Annotated in this window: 15 protein-coding genes; 7 read left to right on the top strand and 8 right to left on the bottom strand. The window is 59.7% G+C overall.

The features are described 5' to 3' along the window. Positions 1-130: 130 nt before the first annotated feature. Positions 131-1291 carry a Do family serine endopeptidase AlgW gene (algW, locus tag J3A98_RS01930; RefSeq protein WP_209963645.1) on the top strand — a complete coding sequence of 387 codons (1161 nt, stop codon included), beginning with the start codon at positions 131-133 and terminating at the stop codon, positions 1289-1291. 129 nt (positions 1292-1420) lie between these two features. On the opposite strand, the gene J3A98_RS01925 is transcribed toward algW, so the two are convergent. From J3A98_RS01925 to J3A98_RS01910, 4 genes are all read right to left on the bottom strand, one after another. Beyond that, positions 1421-2185, bottom strand: a complete 765-nt coding sequence (locus J3A98_RS01925) for an amino acid ABC transporter ATP-binding protein (protein ID WP_003251792.1) — start codon at positions 2183-2185, stop codon at positions 1421-1423. A gap of 10 nt (positions 2186-2195) precedes the next feature. Beyond that, positions 2196-3293, bottom strand: coding sequence for an amino acid ABC transporter permease (locus J3A98_RS01920; protein ID WP_209963641.1), 1098 nt, complete (start codon positions 3291-3293; stop codon positions 2196-2198). A 10-nt stretch (positions 3294-3303) separates the two neighbouring features. After that, positions 3304-4482, bottom strand: a complete 1179-nt coding sequence (locus J3A98_RS01915; RefSeq protein ID WP_176682594.1) for an amino acid ABC transporter permease — start codon at positions 4480-4482, stop codon at positions 3304-3306. A 67-nt stretch (positions 4483-4549) separates the two neighbouring features. Further along, complete coding sequence (locus tag J3A98_RS01910) at positions 4550-5578, bottom strand: amino acid ABC transporter substrate-binding protein (protein ID WP_176682593.1); 1029 nt, start codon at positions 5576-5578, stop codon at positions 4550-4552. Between the two features lie 332 nt (positions 5579-5910). On the opposite strand from J3A98_RS01910, the gene J3A98_RS01905 reads away from it, so the two are divergent. From J3A98_RS01905 to J3A98_RS27060, 5 genes are all read left to right on the top strand, one after another. Continuing rightward, on the top strand, positions 5911-6567 hold the full coding sequence (locus J3A98_RS01905) for an alpha/beta fold hydrolase (RefSeq protein WP_176682592.1): 657 nt from the start codon (positions 5911-5913) through the stop codon (positions 6565-6567). A gap of 100 nt (positions 6568-6667) precedes the next feature. After that, positions 6668-8110, top strand: a complete 1443-nt coding sequence (rhlB, locus tag J3A98_RS01900; RefSeq protein ID WP_176682591.1) for an ATP-dependent RNA helicase RhlB — start codon at positions 6668-6670, stop codon at positions 8108-8110. A gap of 320 nt (positions 8111-8430) precedes the next feature. Beyond that, the gene (locus J3A98_RS27070; protein ID WP_281067758.1) at positions 8431-8562 is read left to right on the top strand and encodes a hypothetical protein; all 132 of its coding nucleotides are present in this window, start codon (positions 8431-8433) and stop codon (positions 8560-8562) included. Positions 8563-8882: 320 nt separating this feature from the next. Further along, positions 8883-9014 (top strand): hypothetical protein, encoded by a 132-nt coding sequence (locus tag J3A98_RS27065; RefSeq protein ID WP_281067758.1) that lies wholly within the window; start codon positions 8883-8885, stop codon positions 9012-9014. A 320-nt stretch (positions 9015-9334) separates the two neighbouring features. After that, complete coding sequence (locus J3A98_RS27060; RefSeq protein ID WP_281067758.1) at positions 9335-9466, top strand: hypothetical protein; 132 nt, start codon at positions 9335-9337, stop codon at positions 9464-9466. A 263-nt stretch (positions 9467-9729) separates the two neighbouring features. On the opposite strand, the gene moaE is transcribed toward J3A98_RS27060, so the two are convergent. From moaE to moaC, 3 genes are read right to left on the bottom strand one after another with little or no spacing between them, the layout of a single operon-like run. Continuing rightward, on the bottom strand, positions 9730-10176 hold the full coding sequence (gene moaE, locus J3A98_RS01895; protein ID WP_070384329.1) for a molybdopterin synthase catalytic subunit MoaE: 447 nt from the start codon (positions 10174-10176) through the stop codon (positions 9730-9732). A 2-nt stretch (positions 10177-10178) separates the two neighbouring features. Then, positions 10179-10424, bottom strand: a complete 246-nt coding sequence (gene moaD / locus J3A98_RS01890; protein ID WP_209963638.1) for a molybdopterin converting factor subunit 1 — start codon at positions 10422-10424, stop codon at positions 10179-10181. After that, positions 10424-10894, bottom strand: coding sequence for a cyclic pyranopterin monophosphate synthase MoaC (moaC, locus tag J3A98_RS01885; protein ID WP_003251775.1), 471 nt, complete (start codon positions 10892-10894; stop codon positions 10424-10426). Before moaC ends, moaD begins: the two co-directional genes overlap by 1 nt. A 581-nt stretch (positions 10895-11475) precedes the next feature. Here moaC and J3A98_RS01880 point away from each other — a divergent pair. After that, positions 11476-12681, top strand: a complete 1206-nt coding sequence (locus tag J3A98_RS01880; protein ID WP_209963635.1) for an MFS transporter — start codon at positions 11476-11478, stop codon at positions 12679-12681. Positions 12682-12726: 45 nt separating this feature from the next. Here J3A98_RS01880 and J3A98_RS01875 read toward each other — a convergent pair whose 3' ends face one another. Continuing rightward, complete coding sequence (locus J3A98_RS01875) at positions 12727-14121, bottom strand: PhoH family protein (protein WP_176682590.1); 1395 nt, start codon at positions 14119-14121, stop codon at positions 12727-12729. Positions 14122-14254 lie beyond the last annotated feature (133 nt).

Genomic DNA, 14254 nt, shown 5'->3' with positions numbered 1-14254 from the left:
CGCCTGACGAACGCCCGTATAATGCCGGCCATTATGGGCCGTCGCCGTCACTGGGGGAACCGGTGTATGATCGCGCGCGCTCATGCCCCACTGCCAGGCCGCTGGCCCCTGCTCTTTCCAGGATTCGTTCATGTTCAAGGCTTTGCGTTACTTCGGCTGGCCCCTGCTTACCGGCATACTGATCGCCATGCTGATCATCCAGCGTTTTCCGCAATGGGTCGGGCTGCCCAGCCAGGACGTCAACCTGCAGCAAGCGCCACAGACCTCGCGGATCATGCAAGGTCCGGTGTCGTACGCCGACGCCGTGACCTTGGCCGCCCCGGCGGTGGCCAACCTGTACACCACCAAGGTGGTGAACAAAAGCGCCCACCCGCTGTTCGAGGACCCGCAGTTCCGCCGCTTCTTCGGTGACAACCTGCCCAAACAGCGCCGCTGGGAATCAAGCCTGGGCTCGGCGGTAATCATGAGCCCTGAGGGCTACCTGCTGACCAACAACCATGTCACCAGCGGCGCCGACCAGATCGTCGTCGCCCTGAAGGATGGCCGCGAGACTTTGGCCCGCGTGATCGGCAGCGACCCGGAAACCGACCTTGCGGTGCTGAAGATCGACTTGAAGAACCTGCCGGCAATCACCATCGGCCGTTCCGACAACATTCACATCGGCGACGTGTCGCTGGCCATCGGCAACCCGTTCGGCGTCGGCCAGACTGTGACCATGGGCATCATCAGCGCCACTGGCCGCAACCAGCTGGGGCTGAACAACTACGAAGACTTCATCCAGACCGACGCGGCGATCAACCCGGGCAACTCCGGTGGTGCGCTGGTGGATGCCAATGGCAACCTGATCGGCATCAATACCGCGATCTTCTCCAAGTCCGGTGGCTCGCAGGGCATCGGCTTCGCCATCCCGGTAAAACTGGCACTGGAGGTGATGAAGTCGATCGTCGAACATGGCCAGGTGATCCGTGGCTGGCTGGGTATCGAAGTACAGCCACTGAGCCAGGAACTGGCAGAATCGTTCGGCATGAAGGACCGCCCAGGCATCGTGGTGGCGGGTATCTTCCGCGAAGGGCCAGCGGCCAAGGCCGGGTTGCACCTGGGTGACGTGATCCTGAGCATCAATGGCGAGCCGGCCGGCGACGGGCGCAAGTCGATGAACCAGGTAGCGCGGATCAAGCCCAACGAGAAGATCACCATCGAGGTGATGCGCAACGGGCAGCCGTTGAAACTGATCGCCGAGGTGGGGCTGCGGCCGCCGCCGGCGCCGGCTGCCAGCCAGGAAAAGAAATAAAGCCGGGGCCGCGTTGCGGCCCTTCGCGGGCACGCCCGCTCCCACAGGATTTACGCAGGCTCCAAAGCCAGCGCTAAACCTGTGGGAGCGGGCGTGCCCGCGAAGGGCTGCCGAGCAGCCCAAACAGCATCAGTGGAGGATCTGGCTGAGGAACAACTTGGTCCGGTCACTGCGCGGCCGGTCGAAGAAATCATCCGGCGCGGCCTGCTCCACAATCTCGCCCTTGTCCATGAAGATAACCCGGTTCGCCACGGTACGGGCAAAGCCCATTTCGTGAGTCACACAGAGCATGGTCATGCCATCCTCGGCCAGGCCCACCATGGTATCGAGTACTTCCTTGACCATTTCCGGGTCCAGTGCCGAGGTCGGCTCGTCGAACAGCATGATCTTGGGCTTCATGCACAACGCGCGGGCAATGGCCACACGCTGCTGCTGGCCGCCGGACAGCTGCCCGGGGTACTTGTGTGCCTGCTCCGGAATCCGCACACGCTCCAGGTAGTGCATGGCAATTTCCTCGGCCTTGCGCCGGGGCATCTTGCGCACCCACATTGGCGCCAGGGTGCAGTTCTCCAGAATGCTCAGGTGCGGGAACAGGTTGAAGTGCTGGAACACCATACCCACCTCGCGGCGGATGGCCTCGATCTGCTTGAGGTCGTTGGTCAGCTCCACGCCATCGACCACGATACGCCCTTGCTGGTGCTCTTCCAGGCGGTTAAGGCAGCGGATGGTGGTGGACTTGCCCGAACCGGACGGCCCGCACAGCACGATGCGTTCGCCCTGGCGCACGTTCAGGTTGATGTCCTTGAGCACATGGAACTGGCCATACCACTTGTTCACACCCTGCATCTGGATGATGCCTTCGGGGCCAGCAGGCTGCTTGATCGCTTCACTCATTTCGAAACTCCTAACGCTTGTGGCCAGTGTCCAGCTTGCGCTCCAGATGCATGGAGTAGCGGGACATACCGAAACAGAAAATCCAGAACACCAGGGCGGCGAACACGTAGCCCTCGGTGGCCATGCCCAGCCAGGCCGGGTCTGCGGCGGCTTGCTTGACGCTGTTGAGCAGGTCGAACAGGCCAATGATGATCACCAGGCTGGTGTCCTTGAACAGGGCAATGAAGGTGTTGACGATGCCGGGAATCACAAGCTTCAGCGCCTGCGGCAAGATCACCAGCCCCATCGAGCGCCAGTAGCCAAGGCCCATGGCCGCGGCGGCTTCGTACTGGCCCTTGGGGATAGCCTGCAGGCCGCCGCGCACCACCTCGGCGATGTACGCCGACTGGAACAGGATTACACCGATCATCGCCCGCAGCAGCTTGTCGAAGCTCATGCCTTCGGGCAGGAACAACGGCAGCATCACCGACGACATGAACAACACGGTGATCAGCGGTACGCCGCGCCAGAACTCGATGAAGGTCACACACACCACCTTCACGGCCGGCATCCTCGAACGCCGGCCCAGGGCCAGCAGGATGCCCAAAGGCAAGGCGCCGACAATGCCCACGGTGGCGATCACCAAGGTCAGCATCAGCCCGCCCCACTGGCTGGTGGGTACGTTTTGCAGGCCCAGATACCCCCCATGCAGCAGGGTATAGGCCAACACCGGGTACAGCACCAGGAAGGCCAGGCCGTAGAAGGCCTTGCGCGGGAAACGCTTGATGAACAATGGCGCGGCGCCGATGACTGCAAGCCACACGGTCAGGTCCACGCGCCAGCGCAGCTCGGCGGGGTAGTAGCCGTACATGAACTGGCCGAAGCGCTGCTGCACGAACACCCAGCAGGCGCCCTCCTTGGTGCAATCGGCACGGGTGGTGCCGACCCAGTTGGCGTCGAGCAACGCCCACTGTAGCATTGGCGGCACAATCAGCCATATCAGGTAGATCGCGAACAAGGTCAGCAGCGTGTTGAGCCAGTTGGAGAACAGATTGGCGCGCATCCATGCGAGCACGCCGACGGTTTTCACCGGTGGCGGCATGTCAGGTTTGAAAACATGGGCATTCACGGGCGTATCCTCATCGCTCGATCAGCGCAATGCGCTTGTTGTACCAGTTCATCAGCAGCGAAATGCTGATGCTGATGGCGAGATAGACGCTCATGGTGATGGCAATCACCTCGATGGCTTGTCCGGTCTGGTTGAGCACGGTACCGGCGAACAGCGAGACCATCTCCGGATAGCCGATACCGGCCGCCAGCGACGAGTTCTTCGCCAGGTTCAGGTACTGGCTGGTCAGCGGCGGAATGATCACCCGCAGTGCCTGGGGGATGATCACCTTGCGCAGGGTCGGGCCCTCGCGCAGGCCCAACGAGCGAGCCGCTTCGGTCTGGCCATGGCTGACCGAACGGATGCCGGAACGCACGATTTCGGCGATGAAGGCTGCCGTATAGATAGTCAGCGCCAAGGTCAGCGCCAGCAGCTCTGGGATCAGCACCCAGCCCCCGACGAAGTTGAAGCCCTTGAGCTGCGGCATATCCCAGGTTACCGGGCTGCCGAACACCAGCACGCTCAGGCTCGGGATGGCGATGAACAGCAGCAGCCCCGCCCAGAACTTGTGGAACGGCACGCCAGTTTCGTTGAAGCGCTTGTTGGCGTAGCGCACCATCACGGCTATAGCGGCAATGGCGATTGCCAAGGCCACCACAAATGGCCAGAAGCCATCAGCCATGGACGCGCCAGGCATGTTCAAGCCACGGTTGCTGATGAAGAACTTGTCATCGAAGTTGATGCTGCCCCGCGGTCCCGGCAGAGTCAGGAACACGGCGAAGTACCAGAACAGGATCTGCAACAACGGCGGAATGTTGCGGAAGGTTTCCACATACACGGTCGCCAGTTTGTTGATCATCCAGTTCGGTGACAGGCGAGCCACACCGATGATGAAGCCCAGTATCGTCGCCAGAATGATGCCGATGAAGGTCACCAACAGCGTATTGAGCAGGCCGATGACGAACACCCGCGCATAACTGTCGGATTCCACATAGGGGATCAGGTGCTGGGCGATACCGAAGCCGGCACTGCGGTCGAGGAACTCGAAGCCCGAGGTGATGCCCCGGTGTTGAAGGTTGGTCTGCGTGTTGTGGAACAGGTACCAGCCCAGACCGACCACGAAGACGATCGTGAGAATCTGGAACAGCCACGCGCGCACACGCGGATCATTCAGGGATAGCCCCTTTTGTGCGCCGATTTGATTTTGCATGAAGTGCCCCGGAAAGAAGGGTTCCGAACAACCTGCGGCGGCCGAATGCCGCCGCAGGGTGCAGCCATCAGCGCACTGGAGGCGCGTACTGGATGCCGCCGTTGTTCCACAGGGCGTTCATGCCACGGTCGATCTTCAGGTTAGTGCTCTGGCCCAGGTTCTTCTCGAACACTTCGCCATAGTTACCCACTTGCTTGACGATCTGCACTACCCAGTCTTTGGGCAGCTTGAGGTCCTTGCCGTACTCGCCATCCGCACCCAGCAGTCGGGCGACATCCGGGTTCTTGGTGGACTTGGCTTCGGCCTCGACGTTCTTGGAGGTGATGCCCGCCTCTTCGGCGTTGAGCATGGCGAACAGGGTCCACTTGACGATGCTGAACCAATCCTCGTCGCCTTTGCGCACTACCGGGCCCAGCGGTTCCTTGGAGATGGTTTCCGGCAACACCACGTATTCGGTCGGCGCGGCCAGTTTGGAGCGCTGGGCGAACAGCTGCGATTTGTCCGAAGTCAGCACATCGCAACGGCCAGACTCCAGCGATTTGGCGCTCTCGTCAGAGGTGTCGAAGGTAATCGGGGTGTACTTCAGGCCGTTGGCGCGGAAGAAGTCCGAGACGTTCAGCTCGGTGGTGGTACCGGCCTGGATGCAGATGGTCGCGCCATCGAGCTCTTTGGCGCTGGAAACGCCGAGCTTCTTGTTGACCAGGAAGCCAACGCCGTCATAGTAGGTGACACCCGTGAATACCAGGCCCATGCCGGCATCGCGCGAGCTGGTCCAGGTGGTGTTACGCGACAGCACATCGACCTCGCCCGATTGCAGGGCGGTGAAGCGTTCCTTGGCGTTGAGCTGGCTGAACTTGACCTTGGTGGCATCGCCGAATACGGCGGCAGCCACGGCGCGGCAGACATCGGCGTCGATGCCGACGATCTTGCCCTTCGCATCAGGTACCGAGAAGCCTGGAAGACCGTCGCTCACGCCACACTGGACGAAGCCCTTCTTCTTTACCGCATCGAGGGTGGCGCCGGCCTGGGCATTGCTCACGGCGCCCAGCGCGGCGGCAGCGGTCAGGACTGCCAGGGTGGTTTTCAACATCTTCATTCACAACCTCCAAATCGCTCTTGTTGTATCGAGCCGGAATTGCACCGCACCCTTTTGAGGCGTATCCGACCCGTATTGGCTTGTTATTGGGTCAATTGGCGCAATGGACTGTTCTGTGACAGCCTTCGCGTGCAGAGGGTGTTACCGTCACGGCCTGCCCTTTGCATCACAGGTTGAGTTGCAAAGCGCGTACCAGATTGTCGCGCTGTAGCGTTTAAGCGCTCGTCAAGTAGGAAAAGTTGTATCGTTGCGACATTCTTTTTCCGACAATCATTCCCGGTGCCTACTTTTCACGCACGCCATAACAAGACCCGCACATTTTCGGAGCAGTCATGACCAACCCGCTGATTCTCGAACCACAGAAAACCGCTGACGCCTGTGTGATCTGGTTGCACGGTCTGGGGGCCGACCGTTACGACTTCCTACCTGTGGCCGAATTCATGCAGGAGCGCTTGCTCAGCACGCGCTTCATCATGCCCCAGGCACCGACCCGGCCCGTGACCATCAATGGCGGCTATGCCATGCCCAGCTGGTATGACATCAAGGCCATGACCCCGGCCCGCGCCATCGACGAAGCGCAACTGGAAGAGTCAGCCGAACAGGTGGTTGCACTGATCAAGGCCGAGCAGGCCAAAGGCATCAACCTGTCGCGGATCTTCCTGGCCGGCTTCTCCCAGGGCGGCGCGGTGGTGCTGCACACTGCCTATATAAAGTGGCAGGAAGCACTGGGCGGGGTGATCGCCCTGTCCACCTATGCCCCCACCTTCAATGAGCAGCACCAGTTGAGTGCCTGCCAGCAACGCACCCCGGCCCTGTGCCTGCATGGCGTGCATGATCCGGTGGTAATCCCGTCCATGGGCCGTACCGCCTTCGAGTACCTGAACATCTGGGGCGTCGCTGCCCGCTGGTACGAATACCCGATGGAACACGAAGTGGTGGTCGAAGAACTGAACGATATCCACGACTGGCTGAGCAAGCAGCTGCAATAGGCAGCCTCGCTTGTAGTTGTGGGCGTATTCCGCTACGCCGCGCCCGGATCTTGCATTACACTGCCCGGCGTACATTCCTTAATCAGTTGATGAGACGACCGTGCTCAAAGCACTCAGAAAAATATTCGGCAAGGGAGAGGCCGCGCCGCAAGCCGCCGCTCCTGCTGCCAGCGTGACGCCGGAAGCCCGGCCCGCGGCAAAACCGGCCGCACCACATGCCACCCCCGCCCCCAAGGCTGAGCCACCTGCCGCCGCTACGCCACCTGCCGAACAACCGGCCAAGGACAAACCGCGCCGCGAACGCAAGCCCAAGCCGCAGGCGAGCCTGTGGAAGCCCGAAGACTTCGTGGTCGAGCCACAGGAAGGCAAAACCCGCTTCCACGACTTCAAGCTGTCCAACGAGCTGATGCACGCCATCCACGACCTGGGCTTCCCGTACTGCACGCCGATCCAGGCGCAGGTCCTGGGTTACACCCTGCGGGGCCAGGACGCCATCGGCCGGGCCCAGACGGGTACCGGCAAGACGGCCGCCTTCCTGATCTCGATCATTTCCCAGTTGCAGCAGACGCCACCGCCTAAAGAGCGCTACATGGGCGAACCGCGCGCGCTGATCATTGCCCCCACCCGCGAACTGGTGGTGCAAATCGCCAAGGACGCCGCTGCCCTGACCAAGTACACCGGCCTGAACGTGATGAGCTTCGTCGGTGGCATGGACTTCGACAAGCAGCTCAAAGCCCTGGAAGCGCGCCACTGCGATATCCTGGTGGCTACCCCTGGCCGCCTGCTGGACTTCAACCAGCGCGGCGAAGTGCACCTGGACATGGTCGAGGTGATGGTGCTTGACGAAGCCGACCGCATGCTCGACATGGGCTTCATCCCCCAGGTCCGCCAAATCATTCGTCAGACACCGCCGAAAAGCGAGCGCCAGACCCTGCTGTTCTCCGCCACCTTCACCGACGATGTGATGAACCTGGCCAAGCAGTGGACCACCAACCCGGCCATCGTCGAGATCGAGCCGGAGAACGTGGCCAGCGAAACGGTCGAGCAGCACGTGTATGCGGTGGCCGGCAGCGACAAGTACAAACTGCTGTACAACCTGGTGACCCAGAACAAGTGGGAACGGGTGATGGTGTTCGCCAACCGCAAGGACGAAGTGCGGCGCATCGAGGAGAAGCTGGTACGCGACGGCATCAATGCCGCCCAGCTGTCGGGCGACGTGCCGCAGCACAAGCGCATCCGAACCCTGGAGAGCTTCCGCGAGGGGCGCATCACCGTGCTGGTGGCCACCGACGTGGCCGGGCGCGGGATCCATATCGATGGCATCAGCCACGTGATCAACTTCACCCTGCCAGAGGACCCGGACGACTACGTGCACCGCATTGGCCGTACCGGCCGTGCCGGCACCAGCGGTGTGTCGATCAGCTTTGCCGGTGAGGATGACTCGTATCAGCTGCCGGCGATCGAAGCGCTGCTGGGGCGCAAGATCAAGTGCGAGATGCCGCCGGATGAGCTGCTCAAGCCGGTGCCGCGCAAGCATCACTGACCTTCAGCGGGCTACACGCGCCCTGTGGGAGCGGCCTTGTGTCGCGATTGGGCCGCACAGCGGCCCCGGGATTTCGGCTTTGATGCGCAGATTATCGGGGGCCGCTGTGCGGCCCTTTCGCGACACAAGGTCCCCCCTGTAGGAGCGGGTTTACCCGCGAATACGGTAGTGGCGGCAACGGTGAACGGCGGGTGGAGATTGGCCAGCAGGGCCGGCCCTTTCGCGGGTAAACCCGCTCCTACAGGCGACCGGTGGCGCCTTGATTACCAGCGCCCCGCCGCATCCTGGTCACTCTGCTTCCCCTCCACCCATCCAGTGGTGTGTCAATCAGCTTTGCCGGTGAGGATGACTCGTATCAGCTGCCGGCGATCGAAGCGCTGCTGGGGCGCAAGATCAAGTGCGAGATGCCGCCGGATGAGCTGCTCAAGCCGGTGCCGCGCAAGCATCACTGACCTTCAGCGGGCTACACGCGCCCTGTGGGAGCGGCCTTGTGTCGCGATTGGGCCGCACAGCGGCCCCGGGATTTCGGCTTTGATGCGCAGATTATCGGGGGCCGCTGTGCGGCCCTTTCGCGACACAAGGTCCCCCCTGTAGGAGCGGGTTTACCCGCGAATACGGTAGTGGCGGCAACGGTGAACGGCGGGGGGAGATTGGCCAGCAGGCCCGGCCCTTTCGCGGGTAAACCCGCTCCTACAGGCGACCCGTGGCGCCTTGATTACCAGCGCCCCGCCGCATCCTGGTCACTCTGCCGCCCCTCCACCCATCCAGTGGTGTGTCGATCAGCTTTGCCGGTGAGGATGACTCGTATCAGCTGCCGGCGATCGAAGCGCTGCTGGGGCGCAAGATCAAGTGCGAGATGCCGCCGGATGAACTGCTCAAGCCGGTACCGCGCAAGCATCACTGACCTTCAGCGGGCTACACGCGCCCTGTGGGAGCGGCCTTGTGTCGCGATTGGGGCGCACAGCGGCCCCGGGATTTCGGCTTTGATGCGCAGATTGTCGGGGGCCGCTGTGCGGCCCTTTTGCGACACAAGTCCCCCCCTGTAGGAGCGGGTTTACCCGCGAATACGGTAGTGGCGGCAACGGTGAACGGCGGGAGGAGATTGGCCAGCAGGCCCGGCCCTTTCGCGGGTAAACCCGCTCCTACAGGCGACCCGTGGCGCCTTGATTACCAGCGCCCCGCCGCATCCTGGTCACTCTGCCGCCCCTCCACCCATCCAGTGGTGTGTCGATCAGCTTTGCCGGTGAGGATGACTCGTATCAGCTGCCGGCGATCGAAGCGCTGCTGGGGCGCAAGATCAAGTGCGAGATGCCGCCGGATGAACTGCTCAAGCCGGTACCGCGCAAGCATCACTGACCTTCAGCGGGCTACACGCGCTCCGTGGGAGCGGCCTTGTGTCGCGATTGGGCCGCACAGCGGCCCCGGGATTTCGGCTTTGATGCGCAGATTATCGGGGGCCGCTGTGCGGCCCTTTCGCGACACAAGGTCCCCCCTGTAGGAGCGGGTTTACCCGCGAATACGGTAGTGGCGGCAACGGTGAACGGCGGGTGGAGATTGGCCAGCAGGGCCGGCCCTTTCGCGGGTAAACCCGCTCCTACAGGCGACCGGTGGCGCCTTGATTACCAGCGCCCCGCCGCATCCTGGTCACTCTGTTTCCCCTCCACCCACCTTGGCCCTTCCTGGGTATTCTCCTTCTTCCAGAACGGCGCCCGGGTCTTCAGGTAGTCCATGATGAAGTTGCAGGCATCGAACGCCGCCTGCCGATGGGCACTGGCCACCCCCACGAACACAATCGGTTCGCCCGGTTCCAGCGCACCGATGCGGTGCAGCACCTCCACCTTCAATAGCGGCCAACGCTGCTCGGCCTCGACCACGATCTTGGCCAGGGCCTTTTCGGTCATGCCCGGATAGTGCTCGAGGAACATCCCCGCCACTTCGCGGCCATCGTTGAAATCCCGCACATAGCCGACAAAACCGACCACCGCGCCCACGCCCACATTGGCCGCATGCATGGCATTGGTCTCGGCCCCGGGGTCGAACGCGCCTTCCTGTACTCGCACAGCCATGTTCAGCCTCCGGTCACCGGCGGGAAGAACGCCACTTCATCACCCTCTTCCAGCGGTTCATCGAGCTTGCACAGTTCCTCGTTTCGCGCGCACATCAGGTTCTGCTCGGCCAGCACTTCGTACTGCCCGCCCTTGGCTACCAAGGCCTGGCGCACATCATCAAGCACCTTGAACGTCCCCTCCACCCGCTCGGCATCCACGCCCAACAGTTCGCGGTAACGGGCGAAGTACATCACCTTGACCTTCATCACGCCTCCACCTTGTAATGGCCACTCTTGCCACCGAGTTTTTCCAGCAGGCGCACCTGCTCGATGACCATACCTTTATCCACAGCCTTGCACATGTCATAGATCGTCAGCGCGGCCACACTGGCGGCGGTCAGCGCCTCCATCTCCACGCCGGTCTGCCCGGCCAGCTTGCAGCGGGCGACGATGCGCACGGCATCCTGCCCCTCAGCGCTGAGCTCGACCTTGACGCTGGTGAGCATCAGCGGGTGGCACAGCGGAATCAGGTCGCTGGTTTTTTTCGCCGCCTGTATCCCGGCAATGCGCGCCACGGCGAACACGTCACCCTTGGGGTGTTCACCGTCGACGATCATCTGCAAGGTCTGCGGCAACATGCGCACCCGCGCCTCGGCGGTAGCCTCGCGCTCGGTCACGGCCTTTTCAGTGACGTCGACCATGTTGGCCCGCCCCTGGGAATCAAGATGTGTCAGCACTGCTTTGCTCCTGTGAAGGGAACCCAAAGTTTAAACCTGTAGGTCAGGTTTTGGCAGAAAAAAATGTGCCTTTGAGAAACGCACATAATCTGTGAAAAGCATTCAGAACTATGGATGATCATTAGTGCGCGAAAAATATTCAACATCAGAAATAAAGCATTTACTTCCATGGAAAACTCCTACCCCTCTCGTAGAACTTTCCTACACCTCCACGCGATTGACTTTTAACGCATGGAAATTATTCTTATTCACGAAGCCAAAAAGACCTCCATAACCAAACGAAAAAATAACAATGAAGGAAAACACATTGCAGTCCCACCGCAGTGCTTTTTCCAATAACACCTATCACATCCTTGCGGCTCGATTTGATAAGTATTGGTAGACCAGACCTAAAAACCACCACTCTAAACTTCACACACTCCAAACCAAGGGAAGAATACCGACCAGCCACCACTGGATCAAAGCAAGATGGACACAGGCTTCATCAACAATAGATCTGATTTAGAGAAATTCTGCACGAACAACGATATTTCTACATTCGTCATTGACGACATGATGTATACAAAAGCGGAGTAATAATAATGAAAAGGTTGGCAACCAGTCAGTATTTCTACCTGTACGGAATACGGCTATGTAGCTCTGCTACCGTATGGCTTGACTTTATTCTAATATTTTCTACGCTCACTTTTATATTCAATGCACAAGCACAAACGTTAGCACTTGCGGCAGCGCTTTATGGCCTACCCTCGCTCATATTGGGCCCATACATTGGGTCATTACCAGACCGCTATTCACCACGCGCAATAGTAGCAGTCAGCTTTTGTATTAGAGCGATTACCGCGATCTGTCTTTCACACGCTGTAGATTTGAATATATTTTTGTTCTTTATAACCCTAAAGGGCCTATCAAACTTAGGTTCAACTCCAGCTGAGATCGTACTGACAGCTAGGCTATTACCCCCTGAAAGCATAATAAAAAACACGTCATTAGTTAGCATCACTGATCAGACCATAAAAATAATAGCACCACTTGCCGCTGGATTATCAATCAGCTGGAGCAATAGTACTTACGGCTTCTTAATTTCTGCAGCCATCAGCATCAATGGATTGTTTTTTGTCTGGCTATTGAAGTCAGGAGATATACACACCGGTAGACGCGGAAAAACAAAACAACAATCCAACCTACGCGAGGTGATCAATTTTTTTGTCTCTCAGACGACTGTTCAAGCATTTCTATTATGCATGCTTATTCAATCGACGGCCTTGGGCATCTATGACTCTCTGCTAAGCCTTTTTATGAAGGAGCTGAGTTTAAGCTCTACTTCTTTCGGTCAAGCAGTTAGCGCGACGGCAATCGGGGGGATTATTTCTGGACTTGCTTTCCCCATACTTTACCGACGACATTTTTTAGTTTGTGCGACAGTCGCCTCATCAATTTTTGGCGTTTGCTTATGCATTGTAGCCATTGCGGGTTTAAATCCTGAAATAGTCAAACCTCACTCATTCCCGATTCTCTTTCTGATCGCAGGCTTTGCTTATGGACTCACCTCTCAAGGCTTCACTTCCACTCTCCAAATTAAATGCCCAAGTAAAATTCTAGGAAGAGCATTTTCCACTGCGAGAAGCTGTTCAATTTCCTTATTCATTGTACTGCCAGCCGCAGGCGCATGGTTAGCAGGCATAACGAGTACAGCCAGCGTCATCATGACAGCTGGATTGCTGACGCTTATCAGCGCTGGCATTTTGCACATCTACTATCTAACACATGAAACACTCGGTGCCTCGTAAAAAGTTGCAAGCCTGTAAACAGGCTTGCAACTGAGAGCATCACTCTTACAAATGCGACTCGGCGTACTCGGCCAGCACCGAGCGAGGCACGCCCTGCAGGGTGATGTGCACGCCATTTGGGAAGTCCTTGAAGCGCTCGGTCAGGTAGGTCAGGCCCGAGCTGGTCGCGGACAGGTAGGGCGTGTCGATCTGCGCCAGGTTACCCAGGCAGACCACCTTGGACCCGGAGCCGGCACGGGTGATGATGGTTTTCATCTGGTGCGGCGTCAGGTTCTGGCACTCGTCAATCAGGATCAGGCTCTGCTGGAAGCTACGGCCACGGATGTAGTTCAGCGACTTGAACTGCAGCGGCACGCGCTCGAGGATGTATTCGACGCTGCCATGGGTGCTTTCGTCATCCATGTGCAAAGCTTCGAGGTTGTCGGTGATGGCGCCCAGCCACGGCTCCATCTTCTCTGCTTCGGTGCCCGGCAGGAAGCCAATCTCCTGGTCCAGCCCCTGCACGCTGCGGGTGGCGATGATGCGCCGGTAGCGCTTGCTGACCATGGTTTGCTCGATGGCCGCAGCCAGCGCCAGGATGGTTTTACCGGAGCCGGCGGCGCCGGTCAGGTTCACCAGGTGGATATCCGGGTCCAGCAGGGCGAACAGTGCCAGGCTTTGGTGAATGTCGCGTGGTTTCAGGCCCCAGGCTTCCTGGTGCAGCAACGGCTCCTGGTGCAGGTCGAGCAGTAGCAGTTCGTCGTCACGAATGCCCTTGATCCATCCGACGAAGCCCTGCTCATCGATGATGAACTCGTTGACGTGCACGGCTGGCAGGTTGTCGATCATCTGCACCCGATGCCAGGTGCGGCCGCGCTCCTGACGGGTATCGACCTTGCTCACGCGGTCCCAGAACGAGCCGGTGACCGAATGGTAGCCCTTGGACAGCAGGGACACGTCATCGACCAGTTGGTCGGTGCTGTAGTCCTCAGCCGCTATACCGCAAGCGCGCGCCTTCAGGCGCATGTTGATGTCTTTGGTGACCAGCACGACATCCAGGTCGGTGCGCCGGGCCCGAACTTCGAGCAACTGGTTGATGATGATGTTGTCGTTGAGGTTTTCCGGCAGCAGCTTGATCGGCTCGTTGCGCGGGGTCATCAGGATGGACAGGAACCCCTTGGGGCCACTCTTGTTGCGCTGGATCGGCACGCCCTGCTCGACATCGCTGGGCGAAGCGTCACCAAGGGTCTGATCTATCAGGCGGATGGCCTGGCGGCATTCGGCGGCGATGCTCTGTTTGCCGGTCTTGAGCTTGTCGAGTTCCTCCAGCACCGTCATCGGGATGGCGACATGGTGCTCCTCGAAGTTCAGTAACGCGTTAGGGTCGTGAATCAGGACGTTGGTATCGAGCACATACAGGATTGGCTTGCTGGAGGAAGGGTTGCGTCCTTGGTCATCCATACTCGGTCACCTTATGTCGAAGCCACACGGCGTGGTCTGTTACGCCGCAGAGTGACTGCCGCTGTCCCCGTATCCGCGTTGTTACGGGCGGGAAGCGAACCTGGCCAGGTGAGCCCGGATGACGCCACCTGTG

The sequence above is a fragment of the Pseudomonas sp. BP6 genome (genome assembly GCF_017875935.1).
In the GTDB taxonomy this organism is placed as follows: Bacteria; Pseudomonadota; Gammaproteobacteria; order Pseudomonadales; family Pseudomonadaceae; genus Aquipseudomonas; species Aquipseudomonas putida_Y.
Note: the sequence above shows the minus strand (reverse complement) of the source record. Positions and strands in the feature narration are given on the sequence as shown.

Coding starts and splice junctions, on each gene's coding strand:
- J3A98_RS01905 (WP_176682592.1), top strand. CDS start 5,911: ATGACCAACCCGCTGATTCTCGAACCACAGAAAACCGCTGACGCCTGT.
- J3A98_RS01880 (WP_209963635.1), top strand. CDS start 11,476: ATGAAAAGGTTGGCAACCAGTCAGTATTTCTACCTGTACGGAATACGG.
- J3A98_RS01910 (WP_176682593.1), bottom strand. CDS start 5,578: ATGAAGATGTTGAAAACCACCCTGGCAGTCCTGACCGCTGCCGCCGCG.
- moaE (WP_070384329.1), bottom strand. CDS start 10,176: ATGGCTGTGCGAGTACAGGAAGGCGCGTTCGACCCCGGGGCCGAGACC.
- J3A98_RS01925 (WP_003251792.1), bottom strand. CDS start 2,185: ATGAGTGAAGCGATCAAGCAGCCTGCTGGCCCCGAAGGCATCATCCAG.
- J3A98_RS01875 (WP_176682590.1), bottom strand. CDS start 14,121: ATGGATGACCAAGGACGCAACCCTTCCTCCAGCAAGCCAATCCTGTAT.
- algW (WP_209963645.1), top strand. CDS start 131: ATGTTCAAGGCTTTGCGTTACTTCGGCTGGCCCCTGCTTACCGGCATA.
- J3A98_RS01915 (WP_176682594.1), bottom strand. CDS start 4,482: ATGCAAAATCAAATCGGCGCACAAAAGGGGCTATCCCTGAATGATCCG.
- moaD (WP_209963638.1), bottom strand. CDS start 10,424: ATGAAGGTCAAGGTGATGTACTTCGCCCGTTACCGCGAACTGTTGGGC.